Source organism: Rhizobium sp. T1470 (assembly GCF_042140505.1).
GTDB classification, from domain to species: domain Bacteria; phylum Pseudomonadota; class Alphaproteobacteria; order Rhizobiales; family Rhizobiaceae; genus Rhizobium; species Rhizobium favelukesii.
Genome location: NZ_CP148091.1, coordinates 1,092,233 through 1,110,956, shown reverse-complemented (window position 1 = coordinate 1,110,956; position 18,724 = coordinate 1,092,233). Strand labels below are relative to the sequence as shown.

General features: G+C 61.6%; 17 protein-coding genes and 1 pseudogene. 7 read left to right on the top strand and 11 right to left on the bottom strand.

The genetic code is table 11. The annotated features are described in order from the left end of the window. Nucleotides 1–19: 19 nt before the first annotated feature. The 3 genes from WGT02_RS05585 to WGT02_RS05575 are packed head-to-tail and all read right to left on the bottom strand — an operon-like array spanning nucleotide 20 to nucleotide 3,460. Nucleotides 20–916 carry a patatin-like phospholipase family protein gene (locus tag WGT02_RS05585; protein WP_024314331.1) on the bottom strand — a complete coding sequence of 299 codons (897 nt, stop codon included), beginning with the start codon at nucleotides 914–916 and terminating at the stop codon, nucleotides 20–22. 23 nt (nucleotides 917–939) lie between these two features. Continuing rightward, nucleotides 940–1,500, bottom strand: a complete 561-nt coding sequence (gene rsmD, locus WGT02_RS05580; protein WP_024314332.1) for a 16S rRNA (guanine(966)-N(2))-methyltransferase RsmD — start codon at nucleotides 1,498–1,500, stop codon at nucleotides 940–942. Continuing rightward, the gene (locus WGT02_RS05575) at nucleotides 1,481–3,460 is read right to left on the bottom strand and encodes a pseudouridine synthase (protein WP_208248719.1); all 1,980 of its coding nucleotides are present in this window, start codon (nucleotides 3,458–3,460) and stop codon (nucleotides 1,481–1,483) included. The genes rsmD and WGT02_RS05575 overlap by 20 nt, the downstream gene beginning before the upstream one ends. A 90-nt stretch (nucleotides 3,461–3,550) precedes the next feature. Here WGT02_RS05575 and WGT02_RS05570 point away from each other — a divergent pair, with 90 nt between their 5' ends. Together WGT02_RS05570 and WGT02_RS05565 are read left to right on the top strand one after the other, a co-directional pair. After that, a complete protein-coding gene (locus WGT02_RS05570; protein WP_024314334.1) occupies nucleotides 3,551–3,988 on the top strand; it encodes a nucleoside deaminase in 438 nt (145 codons plus the stop codon). Beyond that, nucleotides 3,978–4,280 (top strand): hypothetical protein, encoded by a 303-nt coding sequence (locus WGT02_RS05565; RefSeq protein WP_208248721.1) that lies wholly within the window; start codon nucleotides 3,978–3,980, stop codon nucleotides 4,278–4,280. The genes WGT02_RS05570 and WGT02_RS05565 overlap by 11 nt, the downstream gene beginning before the upstream one ends. Nucleotides 4,281–4,298: 18 nt before the next feature. Here WGT02_RS05565 and WGT02_RS05560 read toward each other — a convergent pair whose 3' ends face one another. Together WGT02_RS05560 and ileS are read right to left on the bottom strand one after the other, a co-directional pair. Continuing rightward, the gene (locus WGT02_RS05560) at nucleotides 4,299–4,928 is read right to left on the bottom strand and encodes a hypothetical protein (RefSeq protein WP_024314336.1); all 630 of its coding nucleotides are present in this window, start codon (nucleotides 4,926–4,928) and stop codon (nucleotides 4,299–4,301) included. Nucleotides 4,929–5,061: 133 nt separating this feature from the next. Then, nucleotides 5,062–7,968, bottom strand: a complete 2,907-nt coding sequence (gene ileS, locus WGT02_RS05555) for an isoleucine--tRNA ligase (protein WP_208248724.1) — start codon at nucleotides 7,966–7,968, stop codon at nucleotides 5,062–5,064. Between the two features lie 230 nt (nucleotides 7,969–8,198). Between ileS and WGT02_RS05550 the strand changes: the two genes are divergently transcribed. Then, nucleotides 8,199–8,468, top strand: coding sequence for a hypothetical protein (locus tag WGT02_RS05550; RefSeq protein WP_024314339.1), 270 nt, complete (start codon nucleotides 8,199–8,201; stop codon nucleotides 8,466–8,468). Nucleotides 8,469–8,543: 75 nt separating this feature from the next. On the opposite strand, the gene WGT02_RS05545 is transcribed toward WGT02_RS05550, so the two are convergent. The 3 genes from WGT02_RS05545 to chrA form a co-directional block, all read right to left on the bottom strand. Then, nucleotides 8,544–9,527 (bottom strand): bifunctional riboflavin kinase/FAD synthetase, encoded by a 984-nt coding sequence (locus tag WGT02_RS05545; RefSeq protein WP_208248728.1) that lies wholly within the window; start codon nucleotides 9,525–9,527, stop codon nucleotides 8,544–8,546. Nucleotides 9,528–9,554: 27 nt separating this feature from the next. Beyond that, complete coding sequence (locus tag WGT02_RS05540) at nucleotides 9,555–10,403, bottom strand: TIGR01459 family HAD-type hydrolase (protein WP_024314341.1); 849 nt, start codon at nucleotides 10,401–10,403, stop codon at nucleotides 9,555–9,557. Nucleotides 10,404–10,506: 103 nt separating this feature from the next. Continuing rightward, a complete protein-coding gene (gene chrA / locus WGT02_RS05535) occupies nucleotides 10,507–11,967 on the bottom strand; it encodes a chromate efflux transporter (RefSeq protein ID WP_208248731.1) in 1,461 nt (486 codons plus the stop codon). Between the two features lie 296 nt (nucleotides 11,968–12,263). Between chrA and groES the strand changes: the two genes are divergently transcribed. The 3 genes and pseudogenes from groES (at nucleotide 12,264) to WGT02_RS05520 (ending at nucleotide 15,413) form a co-directional block, all read left to right on the top strand. Next, nucleotides 12,264–12,560, top strand: a complete 297-nt coding sequence (gene groES, locus WGT02_RS05530) for a co-chaperone GroES (RefSeq protein ID WP_004675403.1) — start codon at nucleotides 12,264–12,266, stop codon at nucleotides 12,558–12,560. A gap of 73 nt (nucleotides 12,561–12,633) precedes the next feature. After that, complete coding sequence (gene groL / locus WGT02_RS05525; protein WP_208248733.1) at nucleotides 12,634–14,283, top strand: chaperonin GroEL; 1,650 nt, start codon at nucleotides 12,634–12,636, stop codon at nucleotides 14,281–14,283. A gap of 684 nt (nucleotides 14,284–14,967) precedes the next feature. Beyond that, nucleotides 14,968–15,413, top strand: a pseudogene (locus tag WGT02_RS05520) (hypothetical protein). A 66-nt stretch (nucleotides 15,414–15,479) separates the two neighbouring features. Here WGT02_RS05520 and WGT02_RS05515 read toward each other — a convergent pair. Continuing rightward, entirely contained in the window at nucleotides 15,480–16,190 is a 711-nt protein-coding gene (locus tag WGT02_RS05515; RefSeq protein ID WP_024317796.1) for a glutathione binding-like protein, read from the bottom strand. Nucleotides 16,191–16,406: 216 nt separating this feature from the next. Between WGT02_RS05515 and WGT02_RS05510 the strand changes: the two genes are divergently transcribed. Further along, on the top strand, nucleotides 16,407–16,829 hold the full coding sequence (locus WGT02_RS05510; RefSeq protein WP_024317795.1) for a DoxX family protein: 423 nt from the start codon (nucleotides 16,407–16,409) through the stop codon (nucleotides 16,827–16,829). Nucleotides 16,830–16,910: 81 nt separating this feature from the next. On the opposite strand, the gene hisG is transcribed toward WGT02_RS05510, so the two are convergent. Then, nucleotides 16,911–17,606: an ATP phosphoribosyltransferase gene (gene hisG, locus WGT02_RS05505; RefSeq protein ID WP_024317794.1), complete on the bottom strand. Its 696-nt coding sequence runs from the start codon at nucleotides 17,604–17,606 to the stop codon at nucleotides 16,911–16,913. Then, a complete protein-coding gene (locus WGT02_RS05500) occupies nucleotides 17,606–18,724 on the bottom strand; it encodes an ATP phosphoribosyltransferase regulatory subunit (RefSeq protein ID WP_024317793.1) in 1,119 nt (372 codons plus the stop codon). Before WGT02_RS05500 ends, hisG begins: the two co-directional genes overlap by 1 nt.

Below are 18,724 nucleotides of genomic sequence, written 5' to 3'. Positions count from 1 at the left end.
CACGTTTCGGCATCCCGCTCTAAGACGTGATGCGCGCTTCGATCTCGCGATCGAGCGCGAATTTGAGTTCGTCCTTGATGCCGACCGACATGGACAGGACCGCGCGCGCCTTGAGGAAGTCCATTACACCGATGCGCCCGACCGCGGGGCGCAGGAAGATATGCGGCGCCTGCAACCGCAGTTTCAGCGAGATCGCGGTCTGCATCATCAACTGGCCGGAGCCGAAGATGCTCTCCATTCGGTTTGGAATGTGGGTCCCGTCGCCTTCTGGCGCACCGACGACGTCGATGCCGATGACAATGTCGGCGCGATCCATCAGGCATTCGTAAGGCACGGGATTGCTGATGCCACCATCGATCATCACGCGGCCGTGCAACCGTACCGGCATGAACACGGCGGGAATGGCCGAGGAAGCGGCCAGCGCCGGGAACAGCGCGCCCTCGCTCGTCAGCACCTCGCACTGACCGTAATAGTCGGTCGCGGTCACGGTCATCGGGATCGGCAGATCCTCGAAGCGATCCGGCAAATCGGCGGGCAGGAAGGCTTTCAAGATACGCTCGAGATTGAACTGGCCGATGCGCACGCCATTGGCGACGGCATCGCGCACTGTCTGCGGACGCAAGCCCCACAGGCGACTGACCACCGCGGCCTTGTTGCCGACCGTCATCATGACATGCTCACGAATGGCTTCGCCCGTCATTCCGGCCGCCATTCCCGCTCCCATGATCGAGCCGATCGAGGAACCGGCAATCGCCACGGGGCGAATGCCGAGCTCATCCAGCGTTTCGATGATGTGGATGTGGGACAGGCCCCGCGCGCCGCCGCCGCCGAAGGCAACCGCGACAGTTGGCGTCTGTCGCCGTGACGTCTCGCAGGGGGCAGGCAACTCGGTTTCGATCTTCTCTGCCTGCTGCACCGCTGCCCCCGATTTCCGCGGCCTTACTCAGGCTGATAGCGGAAGAAATGAACCTTGGTATCGCCGAACGTCCGGTTTTCCAGAAACAGATAGGAAGGGTCGACCGAAACAGCAACATCCGCGCGTTCTTCAAGAACCGCAATCGCACCCGGTTGCAACCAGCCGCCCTTGGCGGCGGCTGCCATCGCCTTTTCGCCAAGACCCCTACCGTAAGGCGGGTCGGCAAATAGCATCTGGAAAGGCTCGAGGTTGCCGACGCTGCCAAGATCGGTCGCATCGCGCCTCAGGATGCGGGTCCTACCATGCAAGCCGAGCGCATCGATGTTTTCCCAGAGGAGCCCCCTGCCCTCGACACTGTTTTCAACGAACAGCGCGTGGCGACAGCCGCGAGAAACGGCTTCCAGGCCGACGGCGCCCGTACCGGCAAAAAGATCCAGTATCCGGGTGCCATCGACGCATTCCGGATAGGCGTGGCTTAGAATGTTGAACAGGCTCTCACGCGTCCGGTCGGCAGTCGGCCGGATGTCGTTTGACTTCGGTACGGCAAGCGGCCGTCCGCGAAACTCACCGCCGACGATCCGCACCGCGCGTCATTCCCTTTCCCTTCGGTCCACCCCGCGACGGCCCGCCGGAAGGCTTGCCGCCGCCCGGCCTGTCGCCCTTGGGCTTGCCGGAGAAATTCTTGCCGCCGCCGGGCTTGCCGCCGAAGCTCTTGCCGCGCGGCTTATCGCCAAAGGGTCGGTCACCAGCTGGACGCTCGGACCGCGTTTCGCCGGAGAAGCTTTTGGTGCGCGGACGCTCGTCCCCCTCTGCACGTGGCCGGCGATCGCCGCGCGGCTTGTCGCCGAACGGACGGTCTCCGCGTGCAGGACGATCCCCGAAAGAGCGGGGACGCTCGTCGCCCTCTTCGCGCGGCTTGCGGTCTGCGCGAGGCTTTGCACCGAACGGGCGGTCACCCCGTGCAGGACGATCGCCGGATGGCCTATCGCTGCGCGCTGGGCGGTCACCGTAAGGTCGGTCACTGCGCGCCGGACGGTCGCCGTAGGAGCGCGGGCGTTCGGCCCCTTCTTCGCGCGGCTTGCGATCACCGCGGGGCCCATCGCCGAACGGACGGTCGCCTCGCGAGGGGCGATCACCGGCTGGCCTGTCACCACGGGGAGGACGGTCGCCATAAGATCTGTCACCACGCTCCGTGCGGTCGCCGCCGGGACGGTTGCCAGAGCGCTTGCGGCCGCCTTCATCCTTGCTCGTCACTTCGCTGGAACGGATCCACTCCCCTTCGTCATCGCGGGCGCGGTTGATCTGGACGCGCGGACCGGTGTCGTCGTAGCGGGTCGGCTGCGGCTTGGAGCGGCCGGGCTTCTCGCCGCGCCTAAGCGCGGTCTGGGCGTTCTTTTCGGCCTTGGCGGCTGCCTTTTCGCCAAGCGGGCGCGCGCCGGGAGCCATCCAGACATTCGCATTGCGGCGGCTGCCGAGCGCAGGGCGCTTCGGGCGGTCATCTTCCTTGCGGCCGCCGTCGCGGCGGTCATCGCGGCGATCGTCACGCTTGGTGTCGAGGCGGCTCAGTGCACGCTCGCGCTTGTCTTCCGGCTTCCACGAGCGCTCGCGTCGCTCCGGCTTCGCTTCGACCTCCTCGTCGGCGGCAACGGCCGGCGAGTTGTAGATCGGCGCGTCGAAATTAGCCTTCGCATCCTCGATCAGGCGTGGGCCGAGCTGGTCGCGCAAGGTGCGTCCGCGGACTTCGACCACATCCCGCTCCGGCAGGTCGCCGAGCTGGAAGGGGCCGTAAGAGATGCGGATCAGACGATTGACGTCGAGACCGAGTGCACCCAACACGTTTTTGATTTCGCGGTTCTTGCCTTCGCGCAGGCCCATCGTGAGCCAGACATTCGACCCTTGAGTGCGATCGAGCGTTGCTTCGATCGAGCCGTAGAGGACACCATCGACGGCAATGCCGTCCTTGAGCTTGTCCAAAGCCTCCTGATCGATCTCGCCGTGGGCGCGCACACGGTAGCGGCGCAGCCAGCCTGTCGTCGGCAATTCCAGCGCGCGGGCCAGGCCGCCATCGTTGGTCAGCAGCAGCAGGCCTTCGGTGTTGATGTCGAGGCGACCGATCGACATGACGCGCGGCAGGTCGTCCGGCAGATTGTCGAAAACCGTGGGGCGCCCTTCCGGGTCCACATTCGTGGTCACGAGGCCGGCCGGCTTGTGATAGAGCCACAGCCTCGTGCGCTCGATTCCGCGGATCGGAACGCCGTCCACTTCGATCTTGTCTGCCAGCGTCACGTTGACGACCGGGCTGTCGAGGAGCTTGCCGTTCAGCTTGACGCGGCCGTCCATGATCATGCGCTCGATGTCGCGGCGGGATGCAACGCCAGCGCGCGCCATCACTTTCGAGATGCGCTCGGCCTTGGAGTCGCCCTCGGCAACGTCGCTCGCCTCGGTCTTGACGAGCGCCTTTGCCGGCTTTTCGCCGGATTTCGGGCCGGCATTGCGCGGAGATGGCTTGCCGCCCGGCCGTTTTGGCTTGTCTTTGAATGTCATTTGTTGTTTGCCTGCCTTTTCGGGCCTTCCTATCAGGTCGCGCCCCTGCGGTTAAGTGGAAATTGTCGGATCGTGAAGACAAATCAATTTATGGAGCTGGCGCTCGACCAGGCCCGCGCCGCCGGAGAGCGCGGCGAGGTGCCGATCGGAGCGGTTCTGGTGATTGACGGGGCCGTGATCGCGGCATCCGGCAATCGTACGCGCGAGCTCAACGATGTGACCGCGCATGCCGAAGTCGCCGTCATTCGCATGGCTTGCGACGAGCTTGGCCAAGAGCGCCTGACCGGCGCCGATCTCTATGTGACGCTGGAGCCGTGCACGATGTGTGCCGCGGCCATTTCCTTCGCCCGCATTCGCAGGCTCTACTACGGTGCGGAGGACCCGAAGGGCGGGGCCGTCGACAACGGCGTACGCTTCTACACGCAACCGACATGCCATCACGCGCCGGACGTGTATTCCGGTTTGCAGGAGACGACATCCGCCGATATCCTGCGGACGTTCTTCGCGCGAAAACGGGATGTGCCATGACGTGCTCGCCGGCGAATTCGTTCTCATGGTCGCCGTCGCCATCTATGCCCATCGGAAGATCGCCCCCGATAGCGGATCGATCCCGATGCGATGGTCGCTTACGGTAAATGGAAACTGGTCGGCGCCTCGGCTGCTCGCCTTTACCTTCATACCGATACTTGCTCTTGCGGCGATGCCATCAAGCGGAACGATCGATCCGTCAGCCCTCGGCTTGGCGGGCGGGATCTTCCTCGCCTGCCAGATCCTACACGTCTTGCCGGTTGACAGGTGGTCAAAAGCAAAGCGGGGCTGATGGGCCCCGCTCGAAACTCTACTGAAGGAGGTTCCACCACTGCTTGCCGGAACCGGCAATCGCAGCTTCCTTCTTCCGCTTCTTCTGCTTCTTCAGCTCCGGTTCGCCGAGATCGTCCAGCTTCGTGGCATCATCGACCTGACGATACTCGGTCGGCGGATCCGAGATGTAGCGGCGCTGATCGATATAGGCGCCCTTCTGGATGGCGCGGGCTTCGCGATAGGCCTTGGTCTGGGCTTCGGTCGTGCCTCGGCCTCCCTCGACCTGGTTGCTTGCGAGCGGCGAGCGGTAGCCCGGGTTGTCGCTGTTTTCGTCAGCTTCCTTGACGAGACGCGCGCGGGTTTCTTCCGGGGATTCGATCCACTGCGGATTTTCCTTGCTGGCGATGCTCTGCTGCGGCTCGACGAGAGCTTCCTTGGCGGTGTCAGACGGCAGAACGAGGCCCGGGCGCGCGCTGTACTTGACGCCCTTGTTCTTCGGTCCGTCGCCGGTCAGGGAAACGGACTGACCAAGATCGTCGGTCAACTGCTCCATTGCGGTCTTGTCCGTTCCGTAGCGGGGGCTCCCCATGCAGCCGGTGATCATCGAGCCGCCTGCCACAGCAACCGTCAGGCAGACGCCGACACGGAACCAACGCGTTGAAAACATGAAAACCCTTCCAGCCATGCCGGTGCAATCATCGCCCACCCGGACAATCGTCCCCCTGACGTAAAAATCCGGCCATTTTCAGGCAGCTTTTACCGGATGAACCACGTTTAGGCAATTCACCCGGTAATATTCTTCAGTTTTGCACCGCAAGTTCATGCAGAGCGGCCGCATCGCGCGCCGAGACATCGGGATAGGCCGGATCCAAGCCGACATCCGTCGTGATCCGCCAGGAGCGGGCGCACTTGGTGCCTTCGGCCAGTTTCGGCTCGACGCTGACACCCGATACCTCGGGGAGACGGAAGGCATTGGCCGGACCTTCGGCGCTATCGATAACGATTGCAGAGGTGATGCAGATCTCCTCGAAGTCCTGACCCTCCAGTGCTTTCAGAAGCTCCGCATCGGCGACGTGGACGACGGGGGCTGCCTCCAGCGAGGATCCGATGCGCTTGTCCTTGCGCTCAATTTCAAGTGCACCGGTGACCACGGTGCGGACGGCCCGGATCTTCTTCCACTTCTCGGCAAGAGCGTCGTTCTTCCATTCCGCCGGAATGGCGGGGAACTGCTCGAGGTGAATCGAGACAACCGAAGGATTGCGCGACAGCCAAGCCTCTTCCGCCGTGAAGGGCAGCATCGGCGCCAGCCAAGTCACCATGCATTCGAAGATATTGCGGATGACATGGAGGGCCGAACGACGGCGCCGGCTCGACGGCGCATCGCAGTAGAGCGCATCCTTGCGGACGTCGAAGTAGAAAGCCGAGAGTTCAACGTTGGCAAAGTCGATCAGCGCACGGGCAATCTTCTTGAATTCGAAGGCGTCGTAGCTTTCGCGGACGAGCTGGTCGAGTTCCGACAGGCGATGCAGCATCAGCTGCTCGAGCTCGGGCAGTTCGGCAAGCGCAATGACTTCGCCCTTATCATGTGCCAGCGTGCCGAGCATCCAGCGGATCGTGTTGCGCAGCTTGCGATAGGCATCGATGTTGGTCTGGATGATCGTCTTGCCGACGCGCAGATCTTCCGCGTAGTCCGAGGTCATCACCCAAAGGCGCAGAATATCCGCGCCGGCGTCCTTCATCACCTCTTGGGGCGATGTGACGTTACCCTTGGACTTCGACATCTTCTCGCCCTTCTCATCCATGGTGAAGCCATGGGTGATGACGGCATTGTAAGGCGCGCGGCCGCGCGTAGCGGCCGATTCCAGCAGAGACGAATGGAACCAGCCCCGATGCTGGTCCGAGCCTTCCAGATAGACGTCGGCCGGCCACTTGAGATCCGGACGGTCTTCGAGCGTGAACGTGTGGGTCGAGCCCGAGTCGAACCAGACGTCGAGGATGTCCATGACCTGCGTCCAGGGCTCGTTTGCCTTCTCGCCGAGGAAGCGCTCACGTGCGCCGTCCGCGAACCAGGCATCGGCGCCTTCCCTTTCGAAGGCATCGAGGATGCGCGCATTGACCCCATCGTCCTGCAGGATTTCGCCCTGCTCATCGACGAAGACGCAGATCGGCACACCCCAAGCGCGCTGACGCGAAAGCACCCAGTCCGGACGCTGCTCGATCATGGCGCGTAGACGGTTCTGGCCGGCAGCAGGCACGAAGCGGGTCTCGTCGATCGCGTTCAGCGCACGGGAACGCAACGTCGTTCCGTCGCCAAGCTCCTTGTCCATGTAGACAAACCACTGCGGCGTGTTGCGGAAGATGACCGGCTTCTTCGACCGCCACGAGTGCGGATAGGAATGCTTGAGACGGCCGCGCGCGAACAGGGCATGACGGCCGATCAGCGCCTTGATGACACGCTCGTTGGCATCGCCCTTCTTGCCGCTGTCGTCGATGACGCGCGCCGCACCGCCTTCCGCATCCGGGCCGAAGCCGGGTGCGTCGACAGTGAAGAAGCCCGCGTCGTCGACCGGGAACGGGATCGCAGAGGAGATGCCGCGTGCTTCGAGGGCCCGGGCGTTGTCCATCCAGGCGTCAAAGTCTTCGCGGCCATGGCTCGGCGCGGTATGGACGAAGCCGGTTCCCGTCTCATCGGTGACATGGTCGCCGTCGAGGAGGGGCACCCCAAAGTGGTAGCCGCCGCCGAGCCCGTGCAGCGGGTGCGCGCAGGTGATCGCCGCAAATTCCACCGCCGCGACATCGCGGACGAACTTGAGGGTCACCTTCGCCTTGGCAGCTGACTCCTCGGCGAGGCGCTTGGCAAAAATCAGCTTCTCGCCGGGCTGCGGTCCGAAGTCGTTCTCAGCCGTTTCGACCTCGTAGAGGCCGTAACCATAGCGCGAGGAATAGGCGATCGCGCGGTTGCCTGGGATTGTCCACGGCGTGGTCGTCCAGATTACCACGAAGACGCCCTTGAGTTCGCTGGGGCCTTCCGCGATCGGGAACTTCACCCAGATCATATCGCTTTCGACATCGGCGTATTCGACCTCGGCTTCAGCGAGCGCCGTGCGCTCGACGACCGACCACATGATCGGCTTCGAGCCGCGATAAAGCTGGCCAGATTTCGCGATCTTCAGCAGTTCGCCGGCGATGCGCGATTCCGCGTGGAAGTTCATCGTCGTGTAGGGGTTTTCGAAGTCGCCCTCGATGCCGAGGCGCTTGAACTCCTCCGACTGCACCTTGATCCAGCCAGCCGCAAAGTCACGGCATTCCTGGCGGAATTCGTTGACCGGAACCTCGTCCTTGTTCTTGCCCTTCTCGCGGTACTTCTCCTCGATCTTCCATTCGATCGGGAGGCCGTGGCAGTCCCAGCCGGGAACGTAGTTGGCGTCGAAGCCGCGCATCTGGAACGAGCGGTTGATGACGTCCTTGAGGATCTTGTTCAGCGCGTGGCCGATGTGGATGTTGCCGTTGGCATAGGGAGGGCCGTCGTGGAGCACGAACTTCTCGCGGCCGGCTGCGGACGCCCGAAGCTTCTTGTAGAGACCCATCTGCTGCCAGCGGGCAACGGTTTCCGGCTCCTTCTGCGGCAGGCCGGCGCGCATCGGGAAGTCTGTTTCCGGCAGATAGAGGGTCTTCGAGTAGTCGATTTTTTCGGCTGTATCGGTCATGTCTAGCAATCGTCTCTAGGCGCCACGGGAGCGGGCGCAACGGGCTTGAAAATTGGTGACGGAGGCGCTCGTCGTCCAAGCGCCGAAAACCCGGACCTTCCGGCCGCTTAGCGCGCGCGGAAGGCCGGGCCGATAATTCGTATCGTGATCGCCAGCCGGAACGTGTTCATCGCGCCGGTTCATAGGCGCTTTTGCAGTGAAAAGGAAGAGGGATTCCATGACGTCGTCGCATGGAAAACCGCGGGCATTTTCATCCGCAGCTTCCGTTTTCGAGCGACGATCAGGCGCGCGCCGGCACCTTTGCCGGGGTCAGCACATTGACGACGACAGCGACGATGATGTTCAGCGCCAATGCGGGTAGAAGAGAAAAAGGTCGTGAAAGTTACGGACGGGTACCCAGAGGCACCCGGCAGCCAGCAGGCTGCCGTTCCAAACCTTTTATCCATGTGATGATTGCCTTTCGGCGCTGGGGCGCAGCGAATCCGCGTCTTATCAAATAGATGACATATCCCCATGAGCGAGCGCGGCAGCGCCGCCGCCCTGAAAGAGCCACAATTTTCGAAAGCGGCTGAACGTCAGGTGAAGCAGATCTTCCGGTCGAGCTCGCCGAGCGACTGCACGCCCGCAAGCAGCGCCCTCGCCTCTTCCTTGTCCCGATGCATCTGCTCCACAAGAGGATCGAGGCCGTCAAACTTCAGTTCCGGCCGCAGGTGGCCGAAGAAGGATACAGAACAGGTCTGCCCGTAGAGGTCGCCGCTGAAATCGAAGACGTAGGTCTCTAGCAGTGGCGCGCCGTTGTCGGTTACCGTCGGTCGGCGGCCATAGCTGGCGACACCATCGCGGAGAGTGCCATCGACACGACGGAAGCGAACGGCATAGATACCCGCCCTGAGGTCGGCTTCAGCGGGCAACTGCATATTCGCGGTCGGAAAGCCGAGCTGGCGGCCAAGCTTCTCGCCGCCGATCACCTCCGCTTCCACCGTATAGTGATAGCCGAGCATGGCAGCCGCCTCGCTGACATTGCCGTCCTTCAGCAGTTCGCGAATGTGGCTCGAGGACACCACGTCTGTATTCTCGTCGCGAAAGGCGTCGATCAACGTCACGCCGAAGCCATATTTCTGACCGGCATCCATCAGGAAGGCCGGACCGCCTTCCCGGCCACGGCCGAAATGAAAGTTGAAGCCCGTTACGACTTCGGATGCACCTAGCCAATCCTTCAGGATCGAATGGATGAAATCGTCCGCCGAGCGCTGCGAAAACTCCCTGTCGAAGGGATATTCGATGACTGCGTTGAAGCCGATCGCTTCGATGATACGCGCCTTGAGCGGTGCCGGCGTCAGGCGAAAGACCGGCTGGTCAGGGCGAAAGACCGTGCGGGGATGTGGTTCAAATGTCAGGACCAGCGCCGGAATGCCGCGCTGCCTCGATATCTCCAAGGCCCGGTTCAGGACGGACTGGTGACCCCGATGCACACCGTCGAAGTTGCCGATGGCAATTACGCCGCCACGCAGGCGGGCCGGCAGGGGTTCACGGGTTTCGTTGCGGTGAAAAACGGTCATCGGCTGGCTTTTCTTATGCGAGGCTCTTTATGCGAGACGAGGCATCCACCACTTCGGTGTCGCTTTTTCGCGGTCCAGATATGCCGTGAGGATCGCCTCGTCGGTCTTTCCGTTCAGCGTGTATTCCTTCGCGTGGATGCCGCCGCTGATATAGAGGAGGTCCAGGCCGTAATCGAGAGCGCCACGAACATCTGTCGGCATGCCGTCCCCGATTGCAAGGACGCGGCTCGGCGGAAAGTCGCCGTGGGCCTCGCGGGCGACCGACAAGACGGCCTCGTAGATCGGCTTGTGCGGCTTGCCGGCAATGCGCGTCTCACCACCGAGCTGATTGTAGTAGGCGGCCATCGCGCCGGCGCAAGGGATGATCTTATGGCCGCGCTCGACAACCAGATCGGGGTTGGCGCAGATCATCGGCACGCCACGCGTCTGGAACGTCTTCAGCATCTCGGTGTAATCTTCCGGGGTCTCGGTTTCGTCGTCGAAGAAACCGGTGCAGACGACGGAGTCGGCATCCTTGGCGCCGACGCGCTCCACACCAAGCCCCTCGATAATCGCTAGGTCGCGATCCGGTCCAAGCAGAAATACCTTCTTTGGCCCCTCTGCAATCAGGCCCCGCGTGACGTCGCCCGATGTGACGATACGGTCGTAGGCGCCATCCTGGATGCCGATCTGGCGAAGCTGAGTCACGACCTGCGGAGCGATGCGCGGCGAATTGGTGATCAAAACGACCGTCAGCCCCTCCCCGCGCGCTGCCTCCAGCGCTGCAGCCGCCTTCGGGAAAGGATCGACGCCATTGTGCAAGACACCCCAGACATCGCAAAACACCGCATCATATTGGCTGGTGATTTCCGCAAAGTTCTCGATCCGCTTGGCCATTCCGATTTCCCGATCTCGTTAAGTCACGGGTGACATCGCAAAGGCATGCCGGGATGGCAAGGCATTTTGCGGTGGCCTGCTGCAAAAAACCGGAAGCCGCCGACTAGAGCACGGCGGCGGCAGCCTTGACCAACAGACCCGCGGCGGTGGAGACACCGAAGACCGTGAGAATGCCCGCCTTGAAGCGAAAGAGCAGGACGGATGCCAGCACGAAGATCCCGAGTGCCGCGATATCGAGCGTCCACCACTGCGGCCAGGCGAAGCTGGCGATCGGCAGACCGGTCTTCCCGGAGAGGAGCCCCACGCGCCCAACCTCGGCAAAGAGCACGTGCAGGCCGAACCACAGTGCAAGATTGAGAATGACGCCGACGACTGCCGCGGTGATCGCCGAAACGGCGGCCGCGAGGTTCTCGTTGTTGCGCAGCGTCTCGATGTAGGGAGCTCCGGCGAAGATCCAGATGAAGCTCGGCACAAAGGTCGCCCATGCGGCGAGGAAGGCGCCGAGAACGCCGCCGGCAAGCGGCGCCATCAGGACGGGGTTGCGATAGCCGGCGAGAAAACCGACAAAACAGAGGACAAGGACCAACGGCCCGGGCGTCGTTTCGGCAAGTGCCAGCCCGTCGAGCATCTCGCCGGGCTGGAGCCAGGCGTAGTGGCCGATGGCGACCTGAGCGACGTAGGAAAGGACGGCGTAGGCGCCTTCGAAGGTAATGACGGCCATCTTGGAGAAGAAGATGAAGACCGCACCGAAAACATTGGTTTCGCCGCTCAACGTTTCAGCGATCAGGTCCGTCGGCGCGTCAAGGCCACGAATGAAAAGAAGCGGCGACTGCCAGACGAGGATCCAGAACACGAGCACCACAAGCGGCCTTGCGATCGCATGCGTCGTGACCGCAGGAACAAACCGGGGCGGAGGGGCTTGCGGCACGGATGGCGCTGCCAATCGACTTTGGCGATGCTTCATCCATAGCAGCCCGGCTGCTCCGGCCAGGACGACAACCAGAGGAAACGGCAGGTTCAGCAAAAAGAGCGCCAGAAACGACGCGCCCGCCACGCAGTAGTGAAAGCGCCTCTTGAGCGCTCGGCGCCCTACCCTAAGCAGTGTCTCGATGACGATGGCCAGAACCGCAGCCTTCACCCCAAAGAAAAGGGCGGGAAGCCATGCTGCCGCCTGAAAGACGGCGTAGAGGCTCGACAGTATCAGGATGACAAGGAAGCCCGGCAGAATGAACAGGAGACCAGCAATGAAGCCGCCGCGGACGCCATGCATGAGCCAGCCGATATAGATTGCCAGTTGCTGGGCCTCCGGGCCCGGCAGCAACATGCAGAAATTCAGCGCGTGCAGGAAGCGGTCCTCGGAAATCCAGCGCTTCTCGTCGACAATGGTCTTATGCATGAGGGCGATCTGACCGGCTGGCCCGCCGAAGCTCAGACAGCCGATGCGCGCCCAGACGCGAACCGCCTCTCGCGGCGTCGGTGTCGCCACGATGTCGCCTGCCGCGATCGCCTTGTCCACGGTTGCTGCCCCTCCCGCTCCAAGCGGCTCGATACCATCTGCGTGCATGCGCGGCAATCCTGCCGCCATCAAGCGAGGCGCTGAAAGCGTTCAAAGAGTACACGGCTTTCCAGCGCCAGGACGTTCGGAAACCTCGGCGACAGCGCAGCCCGTCTTACTTCCATCAAGGATATGCCGTTAAGGCTGTCGCGAAGTCCGGCGAAGAAAAATTGCGGCCGTTCTTGACTCCCCGCCGGGCCACTCCTAAATGCTGCCTCGCTAGCACTCACCAAGGACGAGTGCTAACACCCATCCGTGCGGGCCGCTCCCGGCCTGCGAGTGTCATTTGATCGAGGGATTAGACAATGGCAAGCACCAACTTCCGCCCCCTTCACGATCGCGTCGTTGTTCGCCGCGTTGAGTCCGAAGAAAAGACCAAGGGCGGCATCATCATTCCCGACACCGCCAAGGAAAAGCCGCAGGAAGGCGAAATCGTCGCCGTCGGTTCCGGCGCTCGTGACGAGTCCGGCAAGGTCGTCGCTCTCGACGTCAAGGCTGGCGACCGCGTCCTGTTCGGCAAGTGGTCCGGCACCGAAGTCAAGATCAACGGCGAAGACCTTCTGATCATGAAGGAAGCCGACATCATGGGCATCATCGGCTGATCCAGCCGGTTCCCTTTCCGATTTTAGCCACGGGCCCTAAAGCCCGGACAACTCGAATTCAGGAGTTTCAATCATGGCAGCTAAAGAAATCAAGTTTGGCCGCACCGCGCGCGAAAAGATGCTCAAGGGCGTCGACATTCTCGCTGACGCAGTGAAGGTAACACTCGGCCCGAAGGGTCGTAACGTCATCATCGACAAGTCCTTCGGCGCTCCGCGCATCACCAAGGACGGCGTTTCGGTCGCCAAGGAAATCGAACTTGAAGACAAGTTCGAAAACATGGGCGCCCAAATGGTCCGCGAAGTTGCTTCGAAGACCAACGACATCGCCGGCGACGGCACCACGACTGCAACGGTTCTCGCCCAGGCGATCGTTCGCGAAGGCGGCAAGGCGGTCGCAGCTGGCATGAACCCGATGGACCTGAAGCGCGGCATCGATCTCGCCGTTGCCGAAGTCGTCAAGGATCTCCAGGCCAAGGCCAAGAAGATCAACACGTCTGGAGAGATTGCCCAGGTCGGGACGATCTCGGCAAACGGCGAAAAGCAGGTCGGTCTCGACATTGCCGAAGCCATGCAGAAGGTCGGCAATGAAGGCGTCATCACGGTTGAAGAAGCCAAGACCGCCGAAACCGAACTCGAAGTCGTCGAAGGCATGCAGTTCGACCGCGGCTACCTCAGCCCCTACTTCGTCACCAACCCGGAAAAGATGATTGCCGACCTCGAAGACGCCTTCATCCTGCTGCACGAAAAGAAGCTGTCGAACCTGCAGGCAATGCTTCCGGTTCTCGAAGCTGTCGTTCAGACCGGCAAGCCGCTCCTCATCATTGCTGAAGATGTCGAAGGCGAAGCGCTTGCTACGCTCGTCGTCAACAAGCTGCGCGGCGGCCTGAAGATTGCTGCCGTCAAGGCTCCGGGCTTCGGCGATCGCCGCAAGGCCATGCTCGAAGACATCGCGATCCTGACCGGTGGTACGGTCATCTCCGAAGACCTCGGCATCAAGCTCGAATCCGTAACGCTCGACATGCTCGGCCGTTCGAAGAAGGTTTCGATCTCCAAGGAAAATACGACGATCGTCGACGGCGCTGGCGCCAAGTCCGACATCGAAGGCCGCGTTGCACAGATCAAGGCTCAGATCGAAGAAACCACTTCGGACTATGACCGCGAAAAGCTGCAGGAGCGCCTTGCCAAGCTGGCTGGCGGCGTTGCCGTGATCCGCGTCGGCGGTTCGACGGAAGTCGAAGTGAAGGAAAAGAAGGACCGCATCGACGACGCGCTCAATGCGACGCGCGCTGCTGTTCAGGAAGGCATTGTACCGGGCGGCGGCGTCGCTCTGCTGCGTTCGTCCACGAAGATCACCTCCAAGGGTGAAAATCAGGATCAGGAAGCCGGCGTGAACATCGTTCGCAGGGCGCTGCAGTCGCTGGTGCGTCAGATTGCTGAAAACGCAGGCGACGAAGCCTCGATCGTTGTCGGCAAGATCCTCGAAAAGAACGAAGACAACTATGGCTACAACGCCCAGACGTCCGAGTATGGCGACATGATCGCCATGGGCATCGTCGACCCGGTCAAGGTTGTGCGCACGGCTCTGCAGAACGCAGCTTCGGTTGCTTCGCTGCTGATCACCACCGAAGCCATGATCGCTGAACTGCCGAAGAAGGATGCTCCTGGCGGCATGCCTGGCGGCATGGGCGGAATGGGCGGAATGGGCGGAATGGACATGATGTGATAGGCGAAAGCCTTCACTAGTCCACTTCCGGTATCCCGGAATAGGAAGGGCGGTCTTCGGACCGCCCTTTTTTGTCTCTCGCGACTGATTCGCCAGACCTCGGCTTCGAGGGTATTTCAATCGGCAGCTGAAACGTTTAATCAGAGTTGTGAGCAACCCTCGCATTGAGCGAAGCTTTCGCAAAACTTGTGGTGTTGTATTTTTTCTTTCACAGGCTGATTTCTCTCGCAGTGCAATTTTCTGCACATCTGGTCGCAAATAACCGCGGTGAAACCGCTTCCACTTCAAGATTTGGCGCTTTTTTGCCATTTCGTGTTATCAAGCAGAGCTTGGCGATGGATTTTCCACTCACAGTAGAGGTCTGCGGCACGCAAAAAGCCGATTGCCGTTTCGTAAAAATCCCTGTAAATCCGCGCTGCATTCGGCGCGCGTTCATCAGCCGACGGTCGCGGTCCCATATCGATCCTGACCACGAGAGCGCGAGACCGAGTTCGGGAAAAACCCCTCCCGAAATACATCATAAGTTGTGTAACCTGCCAAGAAATTGGACGCGGTTCCGCTAGAGGGACCAGCACACCAAACCCCATTTCTCGGTCGCCCGAGCATGATGCGCGGCGCAGCATGAACCTGTTCATTTTTGCCGGACGTGCAGCGGGGGAAGCTGCACCTAAGCTGGGGAAAAATTTGTTCAAAATCGCAAAAACCAACCCGCCGCACCGCTGATGCCGGGCTCATTGGATGTTAGCAACCATGATCCTGAAATGCTGGCGCAGTTTTTTTTTTCGGAAACCTGGGTCGGAGATTTTTGCAGCGGCGTGATCTGCCTCAAGGAATGGAGCGCCATGCTGCACGGGCTGCCGGCCCGCGACTGCGGCCTTCTCAGCCTCATGCGCTGCTACGATCCGAAGGATCACGACCACATCCTGGAACTCTTCGAGCAGGCTGCGACGCTCTCTTCATCCTTCTGCTTCTCGACCACGATCATGATGCCGAACGGCTTCCGTCAGCCATTGTTCTGCATGGGAGAGTCGAACGGTCAGGACGATGCTTATAACGGCAGCATGCTTGGGGTCTTCGTCTTTCCTCGATTCAAGACGAATGCCGGCGGCGAATTTGCGCGGCGCCAATAGAAGCTCCGCCCCCAACCAAAAAGGCCGGCCTCTCAGGACCGGCTTTTTTCATTGGCCGCCTCGGTATCACGCGGGGCGCTGAGGTATATTCAATCCTTTTTCGGATGCCGGCCGGGCGATGCAACGCTCGAGCCAGGCCATCACTGCCGGGAAGCTTTTATAGTCCAGCACTTCGCGGCCGCCATAGAACACGTCGGCGCCGCGGAGCCACGGGAAGGTGGCGATATCGGCGATCGTGTAAAGGTCGCCCATGATCCACTGGCGATCCTGCAGCCGCCCTTCCAGCACACTGAGCAGCCGCTTGGATTCGTCGCGATAGCGCTCCATCGGGTAGGAGTTGTTGGCGACCTTGTCGGCTGCGAACTTGTAGAAATGCCCGAACTGCCCGAACATCGGTCCGACACCGGCCATCTGGAAGAAGACCCACTGGATCGTCTCGTAGCGCCCCGCCGCGTCGGTCGGAATGAGCTTGCCCGTCTTCTCCGCGAGGTAGAGCAGGATTGCACCGGATTCGAAAATACCGATCGGCTTTCCATCCGGGCCATTGGGATCGATGATCGCCGGAATGCGGCCGTTCGGGTTGAGCGACACGAATTCCGGAGATTTCTGGTCATTTGTGCTGAACGAGATGGGGTGCGGCTCGTAGGCCAAGCCGAGTTCTTCAAGCGCGATCGATATCTTCACGCCGTTCGGCGTCGGTAACGAGTAGAGCTGGATAATGTTCGGGTTCGCTGCTGGCCAGCGCGTCGTGATCGGAAAAGCGGAAAGATCTGCCATAGGGGTCTCCATCTTGGGCGGCCAACATAAGAGAGGGGCGTCGCCGATGGCAAGCCGACTTCGCCAGAGATCCGTCGTTCAATATTAGCGAACGAAGCGTCCCCTCCCGTCTATCTTTCCACAACGGCAAAAAAAGGCGACAAAGCGGCAACGAGGTTGAAACCGTGCCGGGGGGCACAAAGACCTCAAATGCCATTCAAACGGAGACAATGTCCCATGTCGAATACCAACAACGCCATCATTCTTGTCGCTCGCGTCCTCCTTTCCTTCATGTTCATCCTTGCCGGCTTCGGCAAGCTCGCCGACGCCGCCGGCACCGCTGGCATGATCGCCGGTGCTGGTCTTCCGGCGTCCACCGCCCTCGCCTATTTCGCAGGTGCCTTCGAACTCGTGGCTGGCCTTGCCGTTCTCGCCGGCTTCCAGACGAAGATCGTCGGTTGGCTGCTGGCTGGCTTTTGTGTCTTTACGGCCATCCTCTTCCACCTGCCGTACGCCAGCGGCACCGAACTGGTTAACATTCTGAACCAGATCATGGTCATGAAGAACTTCACGCTGGCTGGCGCCTACATCTTCCTCGCCACTTTCGGCCCGGGCGTCTACTCGCTCGACGCACGCCGCGGCGCCTACGCAGCAGCCTAAGCGATCAAGCATCCTCCCAAGCTCGAAAAACCCGCCGTCACATCAGACGGCGGGTTTTTCGTGCGTCGATTTTAGCGATGGTCAGAGCGCCGAACGAACGGCGTCTACCAGTCGCTGGACTGTGGGGTCGTTCACATGGCTTTCCTTGCGCGCCCTGACGAAGCACGCCTCGGAGCGAAGAATGACACCATCGGACAGGATCTTCAGGTTGTTTGCACGAAGGGTCGAGCCGGTGGAGGTGATATCGACGATGATGTCGGCCGAGCCTGAGGCCGGCGCCCCTTCCGTTGCCCCAAGGCTTTCGACGATGCGGTAGAGCTGGATGCCATGCTGGCTGGAGAAGAACTGCTGCGTCAGCCGCCAGTATTTCGTGGCGATCGCCAGGCGTCGGCCGTGGCGGGCGCGAAAGTCGGACGCGACATCGCCAAGATCGGCCATGGTGTCGACATCGAGCCAGATTTCAGGAACGGCAACCACGACATTGGCATGACCGAAGCCGAGACGCGCGCAGAACTCGACACGCTTGTCCGCATCCGCCAGGCCCTCGCGGACAAGGTCCTCGCCGGTGACGCCAAAATCGACCGTGCCGTTGCCAAGCTCGCGGGAAATCTCGGAAGCGGAGAGGAAGGCGACTTCGACGTCGTCCCAGCCTTCGACGCGTCCGCGATAGGAGCGGTCGTTGCCAACAGCGGTGATCCTGATCCCGGCGCGTTCAAAGATCGCCGAGGCATCGTCTTTCATGCGGCCCTTTGAGGGCAGTGCAATGGTGATCGTCATCAGGCAGCCCTCTCAGCTTCGATGCGATCCAGCCACAGCGAGAAACCGACTGCCGGAATGCGGTCCTTGGCGCCAAGCAAGGTCATCAACCGATCGAAACGGCCGCCACCGGCCAGAACGGGCGACATGCCCTTGACCCCGATCTCGAAAACCAGACCGGTGTAGTAATCCAGCGGGCGTCCGAAGGCTGCGCGGTAGTCGATCAGCGAGAGATCGACGCCGGCATTCGCCAGAGCGGCGACGCGACCGTCGAAACGCGCAAGCGCGTTGCCGAGCTTGAGGCCCGCGGCATCGGCAAAGCCGGCCAGCGCCGCCGAAGCATTGATGAGCGGCACATTCAGCGACAGGAATTCCTCCAGCACGCGGAAGGCTGCATCATCGAGGCGCGTTTCGGAGAGAATGAGCTTCTCCTTCAAGCGACGCGCGATTTCCAGCGGCGAGCGGCTTGCATTCGTCGAATAGCCCGTCGCCTGCATCGTCGCGTCGATGTGCGTGACCAGCGCGGCTTCGTCGTCGGCGGCAATCAGATGCGCGATCTCGTCACTCAGTCCGGTGACGAACTGAGGGCTGACAAGGCTCGCCAGCAGAGCCTCGAGCTGGCTCATGTTGCCGAAGGCGTGGATGAGCCGCTTCTGCCAGCCAAGCGGCAGGCCAAGTGCCTGCACGACCGCTTCGAAGACCGCTTGGTCACCGAGCGTGACTGAAAGGTGCTTGCCAGGAACGACGCACTCCAGCACACCGATTGCATCGCCGATCGCACGCGCATCGGCAGCGGCGATGTTGATATCGCCGAGATCCTCGATCCCGGCCTGATAGAACTCGTTGCCGCCTTCGCGCCGCTGGCGGAAGACTTCGCCGAGATAGGAATAGCGTTTCGGCGTGCCGGTCGCGCTCTCGATGTGCCGCAGACAGACCGGGATCGTGAACTCGGGACGCAGGCAAAGGCTGACGCCCGTCTCGCTCTCGGTCATGAAGATCCGCCGGCGAAGATCTTCACCGGCGATATCGAGAAACGGTTCGGCCGGCTGGATGACGGGCGTATCGACCCGCTCCGTCTTTCGCGCCGCAAACTCTGACAGAAGTTCGCCGGAGAAGTCCGGCAGGTTGATCAGGGCCAT